Source organism: Agromyces chromiiresistens (assembly GCF_029167465.1).
GTDB classification, from domain to species: Bacteria; Actinomycetota; Actinomycetes; order Actinomycetales; family Microbacteriaceae; genus Agromyces; species Agromyces chromiiresistens.
Genome location: NZ_JARFNL010000004.1, coordinates 1,596,051 through 1,614,560, shown reverse-complemented (window position 1 = coordinate 1,614,560; position 18,510 = coordinate 1,596,051). Strand labels below are relative to the sequence as shown.

Here is an 18,510-nt window from a genome sequence, read left to right as displayed (position 1 = left end):
AGTGGTCGGGCCGGGGGGCCGTGCGGATGCCTCGGCGACGGCCGAGGCATCCGCGCCGGTGATCGGGGTGACCACCTACCTGGAGCAGGCGCAGACCGGAGTGTGGGACGTGCCCGCCTCGTTCCTGCCGAAGGTGTACCTCGACGCCGTCACCGACGCCGGCGGCATCGCCGTGCTGCTGCCGCCGCAGCCCGTCTCCCCCGGAATCGCGCGTGCCGTGCTCGCCGGTCTCGACGGTCTCATCGTGGCCGGCGGCGCCGACGTCGACCCGGCGCGTTACGGCCAGGCGCCGCACGAGCGCACCGGCGCGCCGCGCATCGACCGCGACGACTGGGAGGATGCGCTGCTCACCGCCGCCATCGAGGCCGACCTGCCGTTCCTCGGCATCTGCCGCGGCGCCCAGATGCTCAACGTCGCGCTCGGCGGCACGCTGCACCAGCACCTGCCAGAGGTCGTCGGCACCGAGGCGTACCAACCCGGCCCCGCCGTGTTCGGCGAGACGACCGTCGAGGTCGCACCCGGCTCCCGGCTCGCGAGCCTCGTCGGCGACACGGGCGACCTGCCCGTGCACGTCTACCACCACCAGGCGCTCGACGAGGTCGCCGACGGGCTCGTCGTCACGGCCCGCACCGCCGAAGGGGTGATCGAGGCGGTCGAACTGCCCGATGCGGCCTTCGGCGTGGGCGTGCAATGGCACCCCGAGGAGAACGCCGCCGACCGTCGCCTGTTCGCCGGCCTCGTCGAGGCCGCCCGATCGCACCGCGCCGCCCGCACCGACCGCGAGAGGACCCGACCATGACCCGCACGATCGTCAACCCCGCCGACGAACGCATCGTCGCGACCGTCGAGCCGGCCACGGTCGAGGAGGCCGACGCCGCGATCGCACGGGCCGCCGTCGCGCAGCGCGACTGGGCGGCCGTGGCACCCGTCGACCGGGCTCGGGCCCTCCGTCGTTTCGCCGCGGCGGTCGACGGTGCACTCGAGGAGCTCGCCGCGCTCGAGGTGCGCAACTCCGGTCACCCGATCGTGCAGGCGCGGTGGGAGGCCGGGCACGTCCGTGATGTGCTCGAGTACTACTCGGCCGCACCCGAACGCCTCTTCGGCCGCCAGATCCCGGTCGCCGGCGGCCTCGACGTCACCTTCCAGGAGCCGCTCGGTGTCGTCGGCGTCATCACGCCGTGGAACTTCCCGATGACGATCGCCTCGTGGGGCTTCGCCCCTGCACTCGCGGCCGGCAACGCCGTCGTGCTGAAACCCGCCGAGTGGACGCCGCTCACGAGCCTCCGGCTCGCCGAGCTGGCGCTCGAGTCGGGCCTGCCCGAAGGGCTCTTCCAGGTGATCCCCGGCAAGGGGTCGGTCGTCGGTGAGCGGTTCGTCACGAACGAGACCGTGCGCAAGGTCGTCTTCACGGGCTCGACCGAGGTCGGCACGCGCATCATGGCCGGCTGCGCCGAGCAGGTGAAGCGCGTGACCCTCGAGCTCGGCGGCAAGAGCGCGAACATCGTGTTCGCCGACGCCGACCTCGAGAAGGCCGCGGCGACCGCGCCGTACGGCGTGTTCGAGAACGCCGGCCAGGACTGCTGCGCCCGCAGCCGGATCCTCGTCGAGCGGAGCGTCTACGAACGCTTCATGGAACTGCTCGAGCCCGCCGTCAAGGGCGTGGTCGTCGGCGACCCGACCGACGAGGCGACCGAGATGGGGCCGCTCGTCGCTGCCGCCCACCGCGACCGGGTGCGCTCGTTCGTGCCCGACGACGCCGACGTCGCGTTCCGCGGCAGCGCACCCGACGGCCCGGGATTCTGGTACCCGCCGACGGTGCTGACGCCCTCGCGCACCGCGCCGACCGCGACCGAGGAGATCTTCGGACCCGTCGTGACGGTCTTCCCCTTCGATGACGAGGCCGACGCCGTGTCGTTCGCGAACGCGTCGCGGTACGGGCTCTCCGGGTCGATCTGGACGCGCGACATCGGCCGCGGCATCCGGGTCGCCCGGAGTGTCGAGTCGGGCAACCTCTCGGTCAACTCGCACTCCTCCGTGCGCTACGCCACGCCGTTCGGCGGGTTCAAGCAGTCGGGGCTCGGCCGGGAGCTCGGCCCCGACGCGCCGCTCGCGTTCACCGAGACCAAGAACGTCTTCATCGCCGTCGACTGATACCGCCCACCCACCGCGCCCGCACCGGGCACCCGCCGCCGAACCAGCAAGGAGCACCATGGCCACCGCACCGATCGATCTCACCCAGCGCCTCGCCGGCCGCGTCGCCGTCGTCACGGGCGGCGCCTCCGGCATCGGTCTCGCGACCGCGAAGCGCTTCGCCGCCGAGGGCGCGAAGGTCGTCATCGGCGACCTCGACCCCGTGACCGGCGCCGCAGCGGCCGCCGACGTCGACGGGCTGTTCGTGCAGGTCGACGTCACCGACGAGGAGCAGGTGAACCACCTCTTCGACGAGGCGGCCCGCGTCTACGGGTCGGTCGACGTCGCGTTCAACAACGCGGGCATCTCGCCGCCCGACGACGACTCGATCGAGACCACCGAGCTGCCCGCGTGGCAGAAGGTGCAGGACGTCAACCTCAAGAGCGTCTACCTGTGCTCCCGGGCTGCGCTGCGGCACATGGTCGCGCAGGGTCGCGGCTCGATCATCAACACCGCCTCGTTCGTCGCCGTGCTCGGGTCGGCCACCTCGCAGATCTCGTACACGGCCTCGAAGGGCGGCGTGCTCGCGATGAGCCGCGAGCTGGGCGTGCAGTTCGCCCGCCAGGGCATCCGGGTCAACGCGCTCTGCCCGGGGCCCGTGAACACGCCGCTCCTGCAGGAGCTGTTCGCGAAGGACCCCGAGCGCGCCCAGCGACGCCTCGTGCACGTGCCGGTCGGCCGCTTCGCGAAGCCCGAGGAGCTCGCCGCGGCGGTCGCGTTCCTTGCGAGCGACGACGCCTCGTTCATCACCGGCTCGACCTTCCTCGTCGACGGCGGCATCAGCGCCGCGTACGTGACGCCGCTCTAAGCTCGGAGCATGGACCAGGTACCGCAGGAGAGCCCCGACGTCCTCGACGCCGGGCTCCTCCTGCGGCCCGCCCGGCCCGCGAACGCGTTCGAGGAGACGGTGCAGCGCCTGCTGCAGACCATCCGCCTCGGGCTCATCCCGCCCGGCGAGCGGCTGCCCGCCGAGCGCGAGCTCGCCGTCACCCTCGAGGTGAGCCGCGACACCCTGCGCGAGGCGATCGGCTCGCTCGCCGAGGCCGGGTGGGTCGTCTCGCGGCGCGGCCGCTACGGCGGCACGTTCGTCTCCGATCCGCTGCCCGAGCGGTCGACGACGGGCGCGCGCACGGTCGACCGCGCCCGGCTCGAGGACACGCTCGCGCTGCGCGCGGTCGTCGAGGTCGGCGTCGCCCGCCGCGCAGCCGAGAGCGAGCTCACCGCGGGCGATCGCGATCGCCTCTGGCAGGCGTGCGAGGAGTGCGCCGCCGCCGAACCCGGCCAGTACCGCGTCGCCGACTCGCGGCTGCACCTCGTCATCGCCGAGGTCATCGGCGCCGAGTCGGTGACGCCGCTCGTGGCCGAGGTGCGCATGCGAGTCAACGAGCTGCTCGACGGCATCCCGCTGCTCGCACCGAACATCGCGCACTCCGATGAGCAGCACCGGGCGATCGTGAGCGCCATCCTGCGCGGATCCGCCGACGAGGCCGCCGCGGCGATGGCCGAGCACCTCACGGGCACCGAGGCGCTGCTGCGCGGCTTCTACGCCTGAACGGCCCCGACGACGAGCGGGGCCCGAGCTGTGCTCGGGCCCCGCGCGGGTCGGATCGGCGTTCGGCTCAGAGGAACGCGAACGGCAGCATCACGAGGCCGAAGACGGCGGCGCCGAGCGCGACGACCACGGCACCCGCGAGCATGACGGCGTTCAGCACGATGCCCCAGATCGCCGTCGTGCGGGTCGCGGGCTCGCGCTTGAGGGCCATGATGCCGAGCACGAGCCCGACGATCGGGACGACGAAGCTGTAGCTCGCGACGATCGAGACGATGCCGAGCACGAGGCTCGCGATGCTGAAGCCGCGCGACTCCGCGACGGGCGCGGCGGGCTGCCCCTGGTACGGCGCCTGGGTTGCGGTGTCGGTGACGGTGGTCATGGTGTGTGCTCCTTCTCGGTTGTACTTCAACGCTAGAAGCGCGCCGGGGCTGGCGGTATGGGGGTATCCCCCCGATACGATCTGAGGACTTCCGCCCCTCGATGTCGATCGGAGACCCATGAACCTGCCCTGGACCCTGCACGGCGACGGCAAGCACGTCGCACCGGGCGAGGTCGTCGCCCCCGGCGAACGCCTCAGCTGGCCGCGCACGATCGGCATCGGTGCGCAGCACGTGGTCGCGATGTTCGGTGCGACGTTCCTGGTGCCGCTGCTGACCGGGTTCCCGCCGGCCACCACGGTGCTGTTCTCGGGCATCGGCACGCTCCTGTTCCTCGTGATCACGCAGAACAGGCTGCCGAGCTACCTCGGTTCGTCGTTCGCGTTCATCGCCCCGATGCTCGCGGCGCTCGGCTCGACGCAGCTCGACGACCCGATGGGCGCCGCCCTCTTCGGCATCGTCAGCGTCGGGCTCCTGCTCGCCGCGATCGGCGCACTCGTGCTGTGGACGGGCACGGGCTGGATCGACGTGCTCATGCCGCCGGTGGTCGCCGGTGCGATCGTCGCTCTGATCGGCCTCAACCTCGCCCCGGTCGCGAAGGTCAATTTCGACGCCGCCCCGCTCACCGCCCTGATCACGCTCACGGCGATCCTGCTCACGACCGTGCTCTTCCGGGGCATGCTGGGCCGAATCTCGATCCTCGTCGGCGTCGTCGTCGGCTACATCGCCGCCGTCATCCAGGGACAGGTCGACTTCGCGGCCCTCGAGAAGGCGGCGTGGGTGGGCCTGCCGGACTTCCACCTCGCGACGAACCCGTTCGCCGACCCGGCGGTGTGGGGCCTCCTGCCCGCGTTCCTCCCGGTCGTGCTCGTGCTCATCGCCGAGAACGTGGGCCACGTGCGCGGTGTCGCCCAGATGACCGACGCCTCGGTCAACAAGCAGACCGGCCGCGCGCTGTTCGCCGACGGCCTCGCCACCACGATCGCAGGCATGTTCGGCGGCTCGGGCACGACGACGTACGGCGAGAACATCGGCGTCATGGCCGCGACGCGCGTGTACTCGACCGCGGCGTACTGGATCGCGGGCATCGTCGCCGTGCTGCTCGGCCTCTCCCCCAAGTTCGGCGCGCTCGTCGCGACGATCCCGCAGGGCGTGCTGGGTGGGGCGACCGTCGCGCTCTACGGCCTCATCGGCATCATCGGCGTGAAGATCTGGGTCGACAACAAGGTCGACTTCACGCGGCCGGTGAACCAGTTCACGGCCGCCGTAGCGCTCGTCATCGGCATCGCCAACTTCACCATCGAGTTCGGCAACGTCGTCTTCGGCGGCATCGCGCTCGGCACGATCGCGGCGCTCGTCGTCTACCACGGCATGAACGCGATCTCGAAGGTGCGCGGCACGAACTGACGCCACTCGAGTCGCGACGGCCACGCGGATGCCTCGTGCCGCATGCGGCACGAGGCATCCGCGTGCTGTCGCCGGACTCGGAGTCCCAGGCGTACGCCGAAGCCGGGGTCGACCCCTGCGCTCCGGGAGGGTCCCCGAACCCGGCAACACGCAGGCGGGTCAGCCCCCGAGGAGCGCCTCGATCGGCCCGCGCGCGAAGTAGATCAGGAAGCCGGCGGCGACCACCCAGAGCAGCGGGCTGATCTCCTTCGCCCGGCCCGACAGCGACCGGATCACGACCCAGCTGATGAAGCCGGCGCCGATGCCGTTCGCGATCGAGTAGGTGAGCGGCATGACCGTGACCGTGAGGAACACCGGCAGCAGCACCGAGAACTCGCTGAAGTCGATGCCCTTGATCTGCGACATCATGAGCGCACCGACGATGACGAGGGCCGCCGCGGCGACCTCGGTGGGCACGATCGACACGAGCGGCGTGAAGAACATCGCGATCAGGAACAGCGCGCCGGTCACGAGGTTCGCGACGCCCGTGCGCGCCCCCTCGCCGATGCCGGCGCCCGACTCGATGAACACCGTGTTCGACGAGGCCGAGGTGTAGCCGCCGACGACGGCTCCGACGCCCTCGACGACGAGCGCCGACTTCAGCCGCGGGAAGTTGCCCTTCGCGTCGGCGAGCTCCGCCTCCTTCGAGAGGCCGGTCATCGTGCCCATCGCGTCGAAGAAGTTCGTGAAGACGAGGGTGAAGACGAGCATGACCGCGGCGAGCACCCCGATGCGCTCGAAGCTGCCGAACGAGACCTGGCCGACGAGCGAGAGGTCGGGCACGCTCACGGGCGATCCCGACAGCTCGGGCACCGAGAGGCCCCAGCCGCCGGGGTTCACGACCTCGCCGCCGGCGACCCTGGGCCCGAGGTTCATGATCGCCTCGACGACGACCGAGACGACGGTTCCGGAGACGAGGCCGATGAGGATGCCGCCGCGCACCTTGCGCGCGACGAGGAGCCCGGTGAGCAGCAGGGTGAAGACGAAGATGAGCGACGGAACCGTCGCGACCGAACCGCCGACGCCCAGGCCCACGGGCGGCGAACCGACACCGGTCGCCGTCACGAAGCCGGCGTCGACGAAGCCGATGAACGCGATGAACAGGCCGATGCCGACGGTGATCGCGAGCTTCAGCTGGATCGGCACGGCATCGAAGATCAACCGGCGCAGACCGGTCGCCGCGAGCACCACGATGATGAGGCCGTTGATGACGACGAGGCCCATGGCCTCGGGCCAGGTCACCTGCCCGACGACCGACACCGCGAGGAACGAGTTGATGCCGAGGCCCGCCGCGAAGCCGAACGGCAGTCGCGCGACGACGCCGAACAGGATCGTCATCACACCGGCGGTGAGCCCCGTGACGGCCGAGAGCTGCATGAAGTCGAGCTGCTGCCCGTCGATGTCGGTGCCGCTCGACAGGATGATCGGGTTGAGGATCACGATGTAGGCCATCGTGACGAACGTGACGATGCCGCCGCGTACCTCGGTCAGGAGGTTCGAGCCGCGCGCGGAGATCTCGAAGTAGCGGTCGAACGCACCGACCGGCTTCTCGCCGGCGGGCTCGGTCGGGTCGGTCGTGGGAGGCGTTGCAGTGGTCATCCGGGAACCTTCGATGAGGGACGTGCGGCAGGGTCGCACGACGGGTGGACTGTCATGACGTCACGGCCGTGACCGGGTGCGGCGGGTCGCCCCGCCGGCATCACCCGCCCAGCAGCTTGATGACGTGGTCGCCGACGATCAGGTAGATGCCGTAGACGACGGCGATGGCGCTCACCGCGAAGCAGGCCCACGCACCCACGAGGGCGGCGCGCTTCTGGCCTTCGGAGAGCGGGCTCTTCTTCGCCGCCTTCTTGGCGCGCTTCTCCGCGGCCTTGATCTCGGCGGGCGTGACGATCGTGATGGCGTCGGTGAACTCTGCGGGCGTGACGATCGGCGTGCGTCCCGAGATGGTGAGCAGCCGGATGCCGAGCGAGTACGCGGAGACGACGACCGCGGTGCCGACGAGGGCGGACACGAGGACGAGGACGAATGCCAGCCAGTCGATCACTTCTTGACCTTCTTCTTCGGCTTCGGGTTGCGCTTGATCTTGACGGCGCGGCCGGAGTCGGCCACCTCGCTGACGACGTTGTTCGCCGAGACCTCGCTGCGCCGCGACCAGAGGAAGATGCCGGCGATGACGGCGACGCCGACGACGGTGTCGATGATGATGCCGACGACGCCGAGCTGCAGGGCGACGAACGCGGCGAGCGCGCCGACGGCACCGGCGGCCGGCAGGGTCATGAGCCAGCCGATGCCGATGCGGCCGGCGGTGCGCCAGCGCACCTTCGAACCCCGACGACCGAGGCCGGAGCCGATCACCGAGCCCGAGGCGACCTGCGTGGTCGAGAGCGCGAAGCCGACGTGGCTCGACGCGAGGATCGTCGCGGCGGTCGCCGTCTCGGCGGCGAAGCCCTGCGCGGGCTTGACGTCGGTCAGGCCGGTGCCGAGCGTCTTGATGATGCGCCAGCCGCCCATGTAGGTGCCGAGCGCGATCGCGACGGCGCAGGTCACGATGACCCAGGGCTGCACGTCGCTGCCGACCGCCTGCACGCCCGCGGCGACGAGCGTGAGCGTGATGATGCCCATCGTCTTCTGCGCATCGTTGGTGCCGTGGGCGAGTGCGACGAGCGACGAGGAGAAGATCTGCGCGTGCCGGAAGCCGTCGCGGCCGTCGGGCTTGCCGTCGTGGCGGCGCGTGATGGCGTAGGCGAGCTTCGTCGCGATATAGGCGATGAGGCCCGCGGTCAGCGGGGCGAGCAGCGCCGGCAGGATCACCTTCGACAGCACGACCGAGAAGTCGATCGCGCCGACGCCGAAGCCGACGAGCGCTGCGCCGATGAGCCCGCCGAACAGGGCGTGGCTCGACGACGACGGCAGGCCGAGCAGCCAGGTGATCATGTTCCACACGATCGCGCCGATGAGGCCCGCGAAGATGAGCTCGGGCGTGATGAGCACGCCCCCCGGCCCCTCTTTGATGATGCCGCCCGAGATCGTCATGGCGACCTCGGTCGAGAGGAACGCGCCGACGAGGTTCAGCACCGCCGCGAGGGCGACCGCCACCTTCGGCCGGAGCGCACCGGTCGCGATCGGCGTCGCCATGGCGTTCGCCGTGTCGTGGAAGCCGTTCGTGAAGTCGAAGAAGAGCGCCAGCGCGATGACCAGCACGACGATGAGGGGCGTATCCACCGGCGTCTTTCTTGCGAGAGGGAGCGGTTCACCTGGAGTTCAGGGCCGCGTCGATCCTACGCGACGGGAGGCCCCTCTGACACCACCGTCGCGAGATCCTCGCCAAAGACGAAGGTGCGCCGGGCCAGCCCGCCGGCGAGCACGCCCGGCAGCCAGAGCCGGGCGTCGTCCCACATCGCCTCGTACGGCACCGCTTCGAGCGCGAACCACTCGGGGTCGAGTTCGACGGATGCCTCGGGCTCGCCCCGCCAGGCACGGGCGACGAACACGTGGGAGCGCTGGCTCCACCCCTCGCGGTGGGGGAAGTGGTACGTCATGAGCCCGCGCGGCTCGAGGTCCTCGGCGGCCACGACGAGGCCGACCTCTTCGAGGATCTCCCGCACCGAGGCATCCGCCGCGGTCTCACCGGGCTCGAGCTTGCCACCGGGTGCGACGATGCGCCCCTTGCCGAGACCCTGCTTCTTGCGGCCCAGGAGCACCTCGGTGACCCCGTCGCGCTCGCGGAGCAGGTAGCAGACGCAGACGTCGTACACGGATTCAGCCGAAGAGGATGCGCGCCTCGTCGTACCGCGACTGCGGCACCCGGTTGAGCGTGCCCACGGCCTCGGCGATCGACACCGTCTCGATGTCGGTGCCGCGCAGCGTCACCATCGAGCCCCATGCGTGGGCGTAAACCGCGTCGATGGCGGCCATGCCGAGGCGGGTCGCGAGCACGCGGTCGTAGGCCGATGGCGCACCGCCGCGCTGGATGTGGCCGAGCACGGTCGCGCGCGACTCGATGCCGGTGCGCTCCTCGATCATCGGCGCGAGGATGTCGGCGATTCCGCCGAGCCGCGGGCGGTTGAAGGCGTCGAGGCCCTTGTGCGAGTGCGCCTCGTCCATGCCGTCGAGCGTGAACCCCTCTGCGACGACGACGAGCGGGGCACGGCCTCGGTCGCGGACCGACTCGACCCACTCGCAGATCTGCTCGATCGACTGCGGCTGCTCGGGGATGAGGATGGCGTGCGCTCCCCCGGCCATGCCCGAGTGCAGCGCGATCCAGCCGACGTGGCGGCCCATGACCTCGAGCACCATGCAGCGGCCGTGGGAGTCGGCGGTCGTGCGCAGGCGGTCGATCGCCTCGGTCGCGATCTCGACGGCTGTGTCGAAGCCGAACGAGTAGTCGGTGGCGGCGAGGTCGTTGTCGATCGTCTTGGGCACGCCGACGACCTTGATGCCGCCCTCGTCGTGGAGCCGGCGGGCGGCCGTGAGGGTGCCCTCGCCGCCGATCGCGATGATCGCGTCGATGCCGTGCTCGTCGAGCATGCGCTGGATGTTCTCGGGGCCGCCGCCCTCGCCCTCGAACGGGTTGGTACGGCTCGAGCCGAGGATCGTTCCGCCCTGCTTCGAGAGGCCGCGCACGTCGTGACGGGTGATCGGCATGATGTCGGCCTCGACGACGCCCTTCCAGCCCCAGCGGAACCCGACGAACTCGGTGTCGTGCGAGATCACGCCGTTGAGCACGGCGCCGCGGATCACCGCATTCAGGCCGGGGCAGTCGCCGCCGGAGGTGAGGATGCCGATCTTCATGCTCGCTGGACTCCTTGGGGGTGAGGGGGGAATCGTCGGTGGAGCCGCTTCATCGGGGCACGACGTTCGGAAGTCTAGCGAACCTCGACTCTGGTGAGACGTTTCGGTCGGGCACTCGAATCGAGGTCGCCAAATGGCGCAAGCATCACGCCAACCGCGTCGGCTCCGGCGTCACAGCGCCCCGTCCGCGCGCCCGGCACGGGCGTGCAGAAGCACGGTGCTGCACCGAGTCCGCCTCAGAGCGCCCCGTCCGCGCGCCCGGCACGGGCGTGCAGAAGCACCGTGCTGCACCGAGTCCGCGTCACAGCGCCCCGTCGAGGGCCTGGCGCAGCAGGTGCTGGAGAGCGTCGAGCTGCACGGAATCGGCCGAGCCCGGCTCGACGTCCTGGCCGTCGAGCGCGCGCGCCGCGAGGCCCTGCTTCGAGTCGATCAGCTCGGCGATGCGGGCGTCGATCGTGTGCGCGGCGATGATGCGCCACGCGGTCACGGGCTCCTCCTGGCCGATGCGGTGCACGCGGTCGATCGCCTGGGTCTGCTCGGCGGCCGTCCAGCTGAGCTCGGCGAGCACGACGTTCGACGCGGCCTGCAGGTTGACGCCGACGCCGGCCGCGGTGAGCGAGCAGACGGCGACGTGCACCTCGGGGTCATTGTTGAACGCGTCGATCGCGGCCTGGCGCTGCAGGGCGGTCTGGTCGCCGCGGAGCGACACGGTGCGGAGCTCCCGCGACGCGAACGCCGCCTCGGCCTGGTCCATGACGTCGATGTGCTTCGCGAAGAACACCACCTTGCCGACGGACCGGGCGAGCTGCGCCGCGTAGTCCGCCGCGAGGCCGGCCTTCGCCTGGCCGATGCGCCGCACCATCGTGAAGACGTTCTCGCCGGACTTCGCCGCCTTCGACTCCTCGAGCTCGGCGCTCGCGACCGCCCGGATGAACTGGTCGCGGGTGTCCTCGTCGAGGTCGCCGATGCGCAGGTGGCGCGCCTCGACGAGCGCACGGAAGCGCGAGGCGAGGCGGTTGCCGAGCTCGCGCTCCGCGGCGCGCACGGAGCGGCCGAGCTCGTCGTCGAGTTCGACGGGGAGGTCGGCGATGCGCTTGGCCGGAAGGTCGGCCGCGACATCCACCTTGCGACGTCGCACGATGCCGAGGTCGATGACGGAGCGCCGCGCCTCGGCGTAGAAGCCGGGTTCGGCGGGGGTGAGCCCCGTCTCCTCGAGCTTGCCGAGGAGCTCGGGCGAGGGCTTGTCGCCTTCGATCCAGCCGAGGAACTGCCAGATCGCGCGGAAGTCGTCGACGTCGTTGATGAGCGGGGTGCCCGTGAGCGCGAGCAGCAGCGGGTCGCCGCCGGGCGTGGCGCGCCGGATGCGGTCGGCGAGCGCGAGCACGTTGCGCGAGCGCTGCGACTGCAGGTTCTTGATGAAGTGCGCCTCGTCGACGACCATGCCGCGGAAACCGAGCGTCGAGAGCCACGCCATGTGCCGGTCGAGCACGTCGTAGTTCACGACGACGACGTCGGCGAAGGCGTCGAGGGTGTCGCCGTCGCCGTGGATGACGGTCGCGCGACGGTGCGGGGTCCAGCGCTCGACCTCGCGAGCCCAGTTCATCTTCACGACGTTGGGCACGACCGCGAGCAGCGGGTAGGCGTTCGAGACGGATGCCGCGAGCACGGACTGGGCCGTCTTGCCGAGGCCGGGCTCGTCGGCGAGCAGGAACGTGCGGTGCCCGTTGCGGGCGCTCTCGATGAAGCGCGCCTGGTGCTTCATGAGCTCGAGGCCGCGGGGTGCGAGCCGGTCGACCTTCGGCGCCTCGGGCAGCTCCATCGTGGCGGCCTGGCCGCCGGAGCCCTGCTCGAACGCCTTGAAGAGGGGGCCGAGCAGCTCCCAGTTCGCGAGCCGGCGCACGGGCACGACGGGCGCGACGGCCTTCGAGAAGTCGGGGGCGAGGAACGGGTTCGCGAGCTGGCGGGACTTCACGGAGCGCGGCACGACCTGGTTCTCGGACAGCTGCGGCACGACCGGCTCGGCCTCACGGGTGATGATGAGCTCGTCGGGGCTGAGCTCGGCGCCCGACTCGAGCAGCCAGTCGCGGCGGAATCGCTGCGCGACCGTCGAGATCGAGGCGTCGGGCTCGAGCAGCTGGATGAGGCTCGTGTCGCGCGCCGCGGTCTTCGCGAGGATCTGCGCGATGCCGTCGAGGCGCTTGAGCAGTTCGGCGCGGGCGGCGTCGGTGATCTCGGAGTCGGCCTTCACCCGGGCTCGCTCCTCGCGCATGAGCAGGGCGATCACCTGGAACTTCTGCCGGTTGGTCGGGCCGAGCTTGCCCTTCTGCGCCTTCTGCTCGACCTCTCGCACCTTGCGGGCGAGGATCGGGATGATGGGCGCGTCGTCGTCGCGCGAACGCGTGCGCTGCCGCTGCCTCTGCTGGGCCATTGTTCTCCCGTTCGTTCGTGCCGGAGCCCGGCACGCCCCCTGCGGCACCGATGGGTGATCGGGCCGACTGCCACGGCTCGGAGGCCGCGCGACGCGGTACGCCGAATCCCGAACCGAGCAGCGGCGAGCGGGGCTCGCACGGTCGGCCGAAGAACGGATTCGTCGGGCGCGGTGCCCATTCTAGCGGGACCGGGGCTCAGAACGGGAAACCGGGGCTTCACCCGGCGACATGCACGGCGTAGCTCAGCAGGAAGCCCGCGGTCGCGAGGAGCCCCGTGAAGGCGTGTGCGGTGCGGAACGCCTCGGGGATCATCGTGTCGCAGATCATCGCGAGGATCGCCCCCGCTGCGATCGCCGTGATGAACGCCGTGAGCTCGCCCGACGCGTCGTCGAGCAGCGTGTAGCCGGCGAGCGAGGCGAGCCCGCTCGCGAGGGCGATGCCCGTCCACAGCAGGAAGACGTAGGCGCGCGAACGGCCGTTCGCCTTCAGTTCGGCGGTCGAGCTGAGTCCTTCGGGCAGGTTCGAGATGACGACCGCGACGAACACCGGGACGCTCACCCCTGCGCCGCCGACCATGCTGAGCCCGAGCACCGCCGATTCGGGGATGCCGTCGAGCAGCGCCCCGATCGCGATACCGGTGCCGGTGCCCGGGTCCTGCCCGGTGCCGCGCGGGTTGCGCTGGTCGAACCGGTCGAGCAGGCGGTTCGCGAGCACGTACACCACGGCGCCGACCGCGAAGCCGACGACCGTCGGCCAGAAACCGCCCTCGTCCTGCGCCTCGAGCACGAGATCGTAGGCGAGCGCCGAGACGAGCACGCCCGAACCGAACGCCATGATGCCGGCGACGATGCGCGTCGGCACGTCGACGAACCAGGCGATGACGGCGCCGGCGAGCAGTGCGCCGCCCGCGATGAGGCCCGCGAGACCCGCCAGCATCCAGTCGGCCATGGGGCGAGCATATGGCGGAGGGCTACCCCTGAGGCGCCGACCCGCCTACCCTTGGAGTATGGACGAGCTCGCGGGGGCGGGCGCGGAGTTCGCGCCCGAGGACGACGACTTCACGGTGTCGCAGGACACCGAGTTCGACGAGGCCGACGAGGCGCACGACGACGACGAACGCTCGCTCGACGACGCGCTCGACGACGAACTGCCGGGCGTCGACGCCGAGCGCCGCGTCGACCTGCGCGACGAGCGGGTGCCCGCGGCCGACGACGAGTGACCGAGGCGAGCGGGGCTCAGACGCCGCCGCCCCCGCCGCCGCCACCACCACCGCCGGAGGAGCCGCCGCCGCCCGAGCCGCTCGACGACGAACTCGAGCTCGAGCCCGACCACGAACTGCTCGACGCCGATGAGAACGACGAGACGCCCGCCGCGAACCACGCCGCGTTGAAGCCGCCGCGGCCCGAGTACCACTCGGGAGCGCTGCCCTCGCGCTCGTAGAGCACGGCGAGCTCGCGGCTCCAGTCGCGCTCGAGGCCGAACAGCACGGCGTACGGCAGCAGGCGTTCGTTCAGCTTCAGCACGGCGCGCTGATCGGTCGCGTCGACCCGCAGGGCACCGCTCGGGCTCTGCAGCACGCGCAGTCGGTCGGCCTCGGCGAGCCGGATGTAGAGCCGGAGGCCCTCGAGGTGGTCGCGAAGCTCGCGCCCGTGCTCGGTGAGCGGGCGGACGTCGATGACCAGGCCGAGCGTCATGAGCGAGGCGGCGAGCGCCACGACGAAGCAGATCGCAGGCCACGCGCCGCCCATGACGCCCTCGAGGGCGACGATGCCCAGGACGACGCTCAACGCGGCCGCGACGACGGCGATGAGCCCGAGCAGCACGCGCAGGCCGCGGTCGGGGCGGCGGCGGAGACCGGCGGCGACGACGCCCTTCGTCACCCGCTGCCGGATCGCGAGCAGGCGTCGCCCGAGCACGGTGTCGCGCGACTTCAGGTCGCGCACGGCGCCGCGCGCGGGCGGAGACCCGAACAGCGCCCGCGTGACGGCGCTCGCGTGCTCGTCGGCCCGCGTGGTGCCGCCGACGTACTCGACGGCGTAACGGCGCCGACCCGTCTCGACGATGCGCACCTCGCCGGCCACGGCGCGCTCGAGGATGGTCGAGGTCACCCCCTTGCCGGGCTGTCCAACGAGATCTGCGGAGACGAATGCGGACACGCCCTCGGGCGGTTCGTACTGCGCCACGATCGTGCCGCGGCCGGGATGGTCGCGCCACCGGGTGAGCCGGGCGATGAGGGCTGCGAGTGCGGCGCCGACGGCGACGAGGGCCGCGATGCCGCCGCCGACCGCTGCGGGCGACGACCAGAAGGCGTCGTCGCGCGGCACGACGGTGCCCGCGCGGAAGCCCGCCGCGATCGTGAGGTTCTCGTAGGGTCCGATCGACGCCGCCTGCGCGACGACGACCGTCTCACCGTCGGCGCCCTCGTCGGTGGTGATGCCGTCGCACGGGGTGCTCGAACCGCTCCAGCCGCGGTAGCAGGCCACGGCGCCGGTGAAGCCGTCGGCGAGCGCTCCCCCGAACCGGAGTTCGGCGCGCACGACGCCGAACGGCTGCGCCCACCCGGTGCCGTTGACGTCCCAGTAGAACTCGTCGATCGCGGCGTCGTCGGGCACGTGGGTGACGCTGCGCTGGCGGTAGTCGATGACGTACGTCTGCCTGCCGTGCACGAAGTCGTCGGCCCGGATCGTGACGAGCAGGAACTCGCCGTCCTCGTCGGTCTCCGTCTCGAACGCGCGCGGGGTACCGGTGCCGTCGGTGACCGATTCGATGACGAGGTCGGTCGGGTGGCCGTCGTAGTCGAGCGGGATGGCGCGGCGGATGCCCCGGTTCTGGTCGAACTCGGGGAACTCGGCGACGAGGGTCTCGGTGGTCCCGAGCATCGAGCGCCCCTCGGCGTCGAGCGAGAGCTCGTACACGGCGTCGAACGACGAGAACGTGAAGTCGTCGACGCCTGCGCGAGGACCGATCGCCGAGACGGGCGCCGGCGCTCCGCCCTGGCCGGCGGCGGAGGACGAGGCCTTCGACGCCGACGGCGCCGACGGCGCCGCATCCGCATGGCCGGCCCCGACGCCGACGAGCAACGGCCCGGTCGCGACCATCGCGGCGACCACGGCGGTGAGGGCCCGGCGGAGCGGACGACGAAGCGGCATGCCTCCCACGCTAGCGGCCCGCATCGTGCGTGGTGATCCCCAGAGCGCGCGGGAGTCCGCCGCCTCGTCGCCGTCGGGCGCGTGCTCGGACGTCGGCCCGGGCTCGGAGCTCAGGCGCGGCGCAGCCGCAGGCTGTTGAGCACGACGAACACGCTCGAGAACGCCATCGCGGCGCCCGCGATCATCGGGTTGAGGAACCCGGCGGCGGCGAGCGGGATCGCCGCGACGTTGTAGGCGAACGCCCAGAACAGGTTGCCGCGGATCGTTCCCAGCGTCGCGCGCGCGAGTGAGATCGCGTCGGGGATGGCTCCCGGCTCGTCGCGGGTGAGCGCGAGGTCGCTCGCGCTCGCCGCCGCGTCGGTGCCGCCGCCCATCGCGATGCCGAGGTCGGCCGCGGCGAGCGCTGCGGCGTCGTTCACGCCGTCGCCGACCATTGCCGTCTTGTGGCCGCCGGACTGCAGGCCGGTGACGACCGCGAGCTTGTCCTCGGGGCTCGCGCCGGCGTGCACCTCGTCGATCCCGAGCTCTGCGGCGATGCGACGGGCGGGTCGTTCGGCGTCGCCCGTGAGGAGCACCGGGGTCAGCCCCTGGCCCCGCAGCCGGTCGATCGCGGCGCGGGCGCCTGGTCGGGTGGCGTCGCCGACCTCGAGCACGGCGCGCACCTCGCCGTCCCAGCCGACGGCGACGGCCGTCGCGTCGGAGTCGGCGATGCGGCGCGCGAGCTCCGTCGGCAGGCGCAGCCCCGACTCCTCGAGGAACGCCGGTCGACCGACCGCGGCACTCCGCCCGTCGACGACGCCGGTCACTCCGAGGCCCGCGTGGGCGCGGAAGTCGCGCACGACGGGCACGGAGACGCCGCGCTCGGCGGCGCCGGCGACGACGGCGCGCGCGATCGGGTGCTCGGACCGCTGCTCGAGCGCGGCGGCGACGGCGAGCGCCGTCGTCGCGTCGGTCGCAGCATCCGCCGCTCGCTCACCGTCGCCCGTGATGCGGGCCGACCCGCCTCCGCCGGCGGCGACGACGACGGACCCGGCCGTCACGACCTCGCCGAGCCGCATGCGCCCGGTCGTGAGCGTGCCGGTCTTGTCGAGCAGGATCGTGTCGATGCCGGCGATGCGGTCGAGGGTCTCAGGCCCCGTGATGAGGATGCCGCGCTCCGCCCCGCGTCCCGTTCCGACGAGGATCGCCATGGGCGTCGCGAGTCCGAGCGCGCACGGGCACGCGATGACGAGCACGGCGACGGCGGCGGTGATCGCCTGTTCGACCGGGCTGCCGGTCGCGATCCACGCGATCGCGGTGCCGAGGGCGATCGCGATCACGATCGGCACGAACACGGCGGAGATGCGGTCGGCGAGCCGTTGAGCGCGCGACTTGCCGAGCTGCGCGTCTTCGACGAGGCGGGCGATCTGGGCGAGCCGGGTGTCGGCGCCGACCCGCGACGCCTCGACGACGAGGCTGCCGCCGTGCACGATGGTCGCCGCCGTGACCTCGCTGCCGGGCGCGGCGTCGACCGGCGCGGGCTCCCCCGTGAGCATCGACTCGTCGACACTCGCCTCGCCGTCGACGACGGTGCCGTCGGCGGCGATGCGCTCGCCCGGGCGCACGACGAAGCGGTCGCCGGGGTGGAGGTCGGCGATCGGCACGCGGGTCTCGACCGTCGCGCCGGCCGCACCGCGCAGCACGGTCACCTCGCGCGGGGCGAGTTCGAGCAGGGTGCGCAGCGCGCGGCCGGCGCGGCGCTTCGAGCGCGCCTCGATGTACCGCCCGAGCAGGATGATCGTGATGACGCCCGCCGCGACCTCGAGGTACACGTCGCCGCCGGGCGTGCCCCGCACGCCGAAGGTCCACTCGTGCGTCATGCCGGGCATGCCGGCGTGCCCGAGGAAGAGCGCCCACAGCGACCAGGCGAACGCCGTGAGCGTGCCGAGCGAGACCAGGGTGTCCATCGTGAGCGAGCCGTGCCGCAGGTTCACCCAGGCGGCGCCGTGGAACGGCCAGCCGCCCCACACGACGACCGGTGCGGCGAGCGCGAGCGACAGCCACTGCCAGTAGGTGAACTGCAGCGCCGGGATCATCGCGATCGCGACGACCGGCACCGTGAGCACCGCAGAGACGATCAGCCGGGTGCGCAGCGGGTCGTCCGCGATGGATGTCTCGGCGCCGGCGCCGAGCGCCGGCGCCTCCGCCGTTCGGGGCGAGCGCGTCGCGGTGGACGTGCGGGGCCCTTCGGCCGCGATCGGCGACTCCCCCGTCCGCGCCGGCGCCGCGGCATCCCGCCCCGCATCGCGCTCGACCGGGGTCGCCGTATAGCCCGCCTGTCGAACCGCGTCGACGAGCGCGTCGATCGAGGTCGTCGACGGGAATCGCACGCGTGCCCGCTCGGTCGCGAGGTTGACGGCGGCCTCGACGCCGTCGAGCCGGCCGAGGCGCTTCTCGACGCGCCCCACGCAGCTCGCACAGGTCATGCCCTCGATGTCGAGGTCGATCGTGCGCACCTGGGAGTCGTCGAGCGTGGTCATGGGCTCGAATATACCCCCTAGGGGTATCGGGTGCAAACGCGCTATCCTGAGATG

Annotated in this window: 16 protein-coding genes; 6 read left to right on the top strand and 10 right to left on the bottom strand. The window is 72.0% G+C overall.

What is annotated here, in order from left to right:
* The first annotated feature begins 1 nt into the window (after position 1).
* Genes PX701_RS14640 through PX701_RS14625 form a run of 4 tightly spaced genes read left to right on the top strand, consistent with a single transcriptional unit; the run spans position 2 to position 3,742 of the window.
* Complete coding sequence (locus PX701_RS14640; RefSeq protein ID WP_231432355.1) at positions 2 to 799, top strand: gamma-glutamyl-gamma-aminobutyrate hydrolase family protein; 798 nt, start codon at positions 2 to 4, stop codon at positions 797 to 799.
* A complete protein-coding gene (locus tag PX701_RS14635) occupies positions 796 to 2,151 on the top strand; it encodes an aldehyde dehydrogenase family protein (protein WP_231431390.1) in 1,356 nt (451 codons plus the stop codon). Before PX701_RS14640 ends, PX701_RS14635 begins: the two co-directional genes overlap by 4 nt.
* Positions 2,152 to 2,209: 58 nt before the next feature.
* Positions 2,210 to 2,998 (top strand): 3-oxoacyl-ACP reductase, encoded by a 789-nt coding sequence (locus tag PX701_RS14630; protein ID WP_275506709.1) that lies wholly within the window; start codon positions 2,210 to 2,212, stop codon positions 2,996 to 2,998.
* Between the two features lie 9 nt (positions 2,999 to 3,007).
* Positions 3,008 to 3,742: a FadR/GntR family transcriptional regulator gene (locus PX701_RS14625; protein ID WP_231431392.1), complete on the top strand. Its 735-nt coding sequence runs from the start codon at positions 3,008 to 3,010 to the stop codon at positions 3,740 to 3,742.
* Positions 3,743 to 3,809: 67 nt separating this feature from the next.
* Here the strand turns inward: PX701_RS14625 and PX701_RS14620 are convergent, their stop codons facing one another.
* Positions 3,810 to 4,121: a DUF4190 domain-containing protein gene (locus tag PX701_RS14620; protein WP_231431393.1), complete on the bottom strand. Its 312-nt coding sequence runs from the start codon at positions 4,119 to 4,121 to the stop codon at positions 3,810 to 3,812.
* 118 nt (positions 4,122 to 4,239) lie between these two features.
* Here PX701_RS14620 and PX701_RS14615 point away from each other — a divergent pair, with 118 nt between their 5' ends.
* Entirely contained in the window at positions 4,240 to 5,526 is a 1,287-nt protein-coding gene (locus PX701_RS14615) for a uracil-xanthine permease family protein (RefSeq protein WP_231431394.1), read from the top strand.
* 159 nt (positions 5,527 to 5,685) lie between these two features.
* On the opposite strand, the gene PX701_RS14610 is transcribed toward PX701_RS14615, so the two are convergent.
* The 7 genes from PX701_RS14610 to PX701_RS14580 all read right to left on the bottom strand — a co-directional run bounded on the left by PX701_RS14610 (position 5,686) and on the right by PX701_RS14580 (position 13,736).
* Positions 5,686 to 7,164: an NCS2 family permease gene (locus PX701_RS14610; protein WP_231431395.1), complete on the bottom strand. Its 1,479-nt coding sequence runs from the start codon at positions 7,162 to 7,164 to the stop codon at positions 5,686 to 5,688.
* 100 nt (positions 7,165 to 7,264) lie between these two features.
* Positions 7,265 to 7,612 carry a peptidase gene (locus PX701_RS14605; protein ID WP_231431396.1) on the bottom strand — a complete coding sequence of 116 codons (348 nt, stop codon included), beginning with the start codon at positions 7,610 to 7,612 and terminating at the stop codon, positions 7,265 to 7,267.
* Positions 7,609 to 8,790: an inorganic phosphate transporter gene (locus tag PX701_RS14600; protein ID WP_231431397.1), complete on the bottom strand. Its 1,182-nt coding sequence runs from the start codon at positions 8,788 to 8,790 to the stop codon at positions 7,609 to 7,611. Before PX701_RS14600 ends, PX701_RS14605 begins: the two co-directional genes overlap by 4 nt.
* A 56-nt stretch (positions 8,791 to 8,846) precedes the next feature.
* A complete protein-coding gene (locus tag PX701_RS14595; protein ID WP_275506708.1) occupies positions 8,847 to 9,323 on the bottom strand; it encodes an 8-oxo-dGTP diphosphatase in 477 nt (158 codons plus the stop codon).
* A 4-nt stretch (positions 9,324 to 9,327) separates the two neighbouring features.
* Positions 9,328 to 10,359, bottom strand: coding sequence for a 6-phosphofructokinase (locus tag PX701_RS14590; protein ID WP_231431399.1), 1,032 nt, complete (start codon positions 10,357 to 10,359; stop codon positions 9,328 to 9,330).
* Positions 10,360 to 10,660: 301 nt separating this feature from the next.
* The gene (locus PX701_RS14585) at positions 10,661 to 12,787 is read right to left on the bottom strand and encodes a DEAD/DEAH box helicase (RefSeq protein WP_275506707.1); all 2,127 of its coding nucleotides are present in this window, start codon (positions 12,785 to 12,787) and stop codon (positions 10,661 to 10,663) included.
* Positions 12,788 to 13,004: 217 nt separating this feature from the next.
* Positions 13,005 to 13,736, bottom strand: coding sequence for a ZIP family metal transporter (locus PX701_RS14580; protein ID WP_275506706.1), 732 nt, complete (start codon positions 13,734 to 13,736; stop codon positions 13,005 to 13,007).
* A gap of 58 nt (positions 13,737 to 13,794) precedes the next feature.
* Here PX701_RS14580 and PX701_RS14575 point away from each other — a divergent pair, with 58 nt between their 5' ends.
* Entirely contained in the window at positions 13,795 to 14,007 is a 213-nt protein-coding gene (locus PX701_RS14575) for a hypothetical protein (protein ID WP_231431403.1), read from the top strand.
* A 16-nt stretch (positions 14,008 to 14,023) separates the two neighbouring features.
* Here the strand turns inward: PX701_RS14575 and PX701_RS14570 are convergent, their stop codons facing one another.
* The gene (locus tag PX701_RS14570) at positions 14,024 to 15,937 is read right to left on the bottom strand and encodes a DUF2207 family protein (protein ID WP_275506705.1); all 1,914 of its coding nucleotides are present in this window, start codon (positions 15,935 to 15,937) and stop codon (positions 14,024 to 14,026) included.
* 110 nt (positions 15,938 to 16,047) lie between these two features.
* Entirely contained in the window at positions 16,048 to 18,456 is a 2,409-nt protein-coding gene (locus PX701_RS14565; protein ID WP_275506704.1) for a heavy metal translocating P-type ATPase, read from the bottom strand.
* Positions 18,457 to 18,510 lie beyond the last annotated feature (54 nt).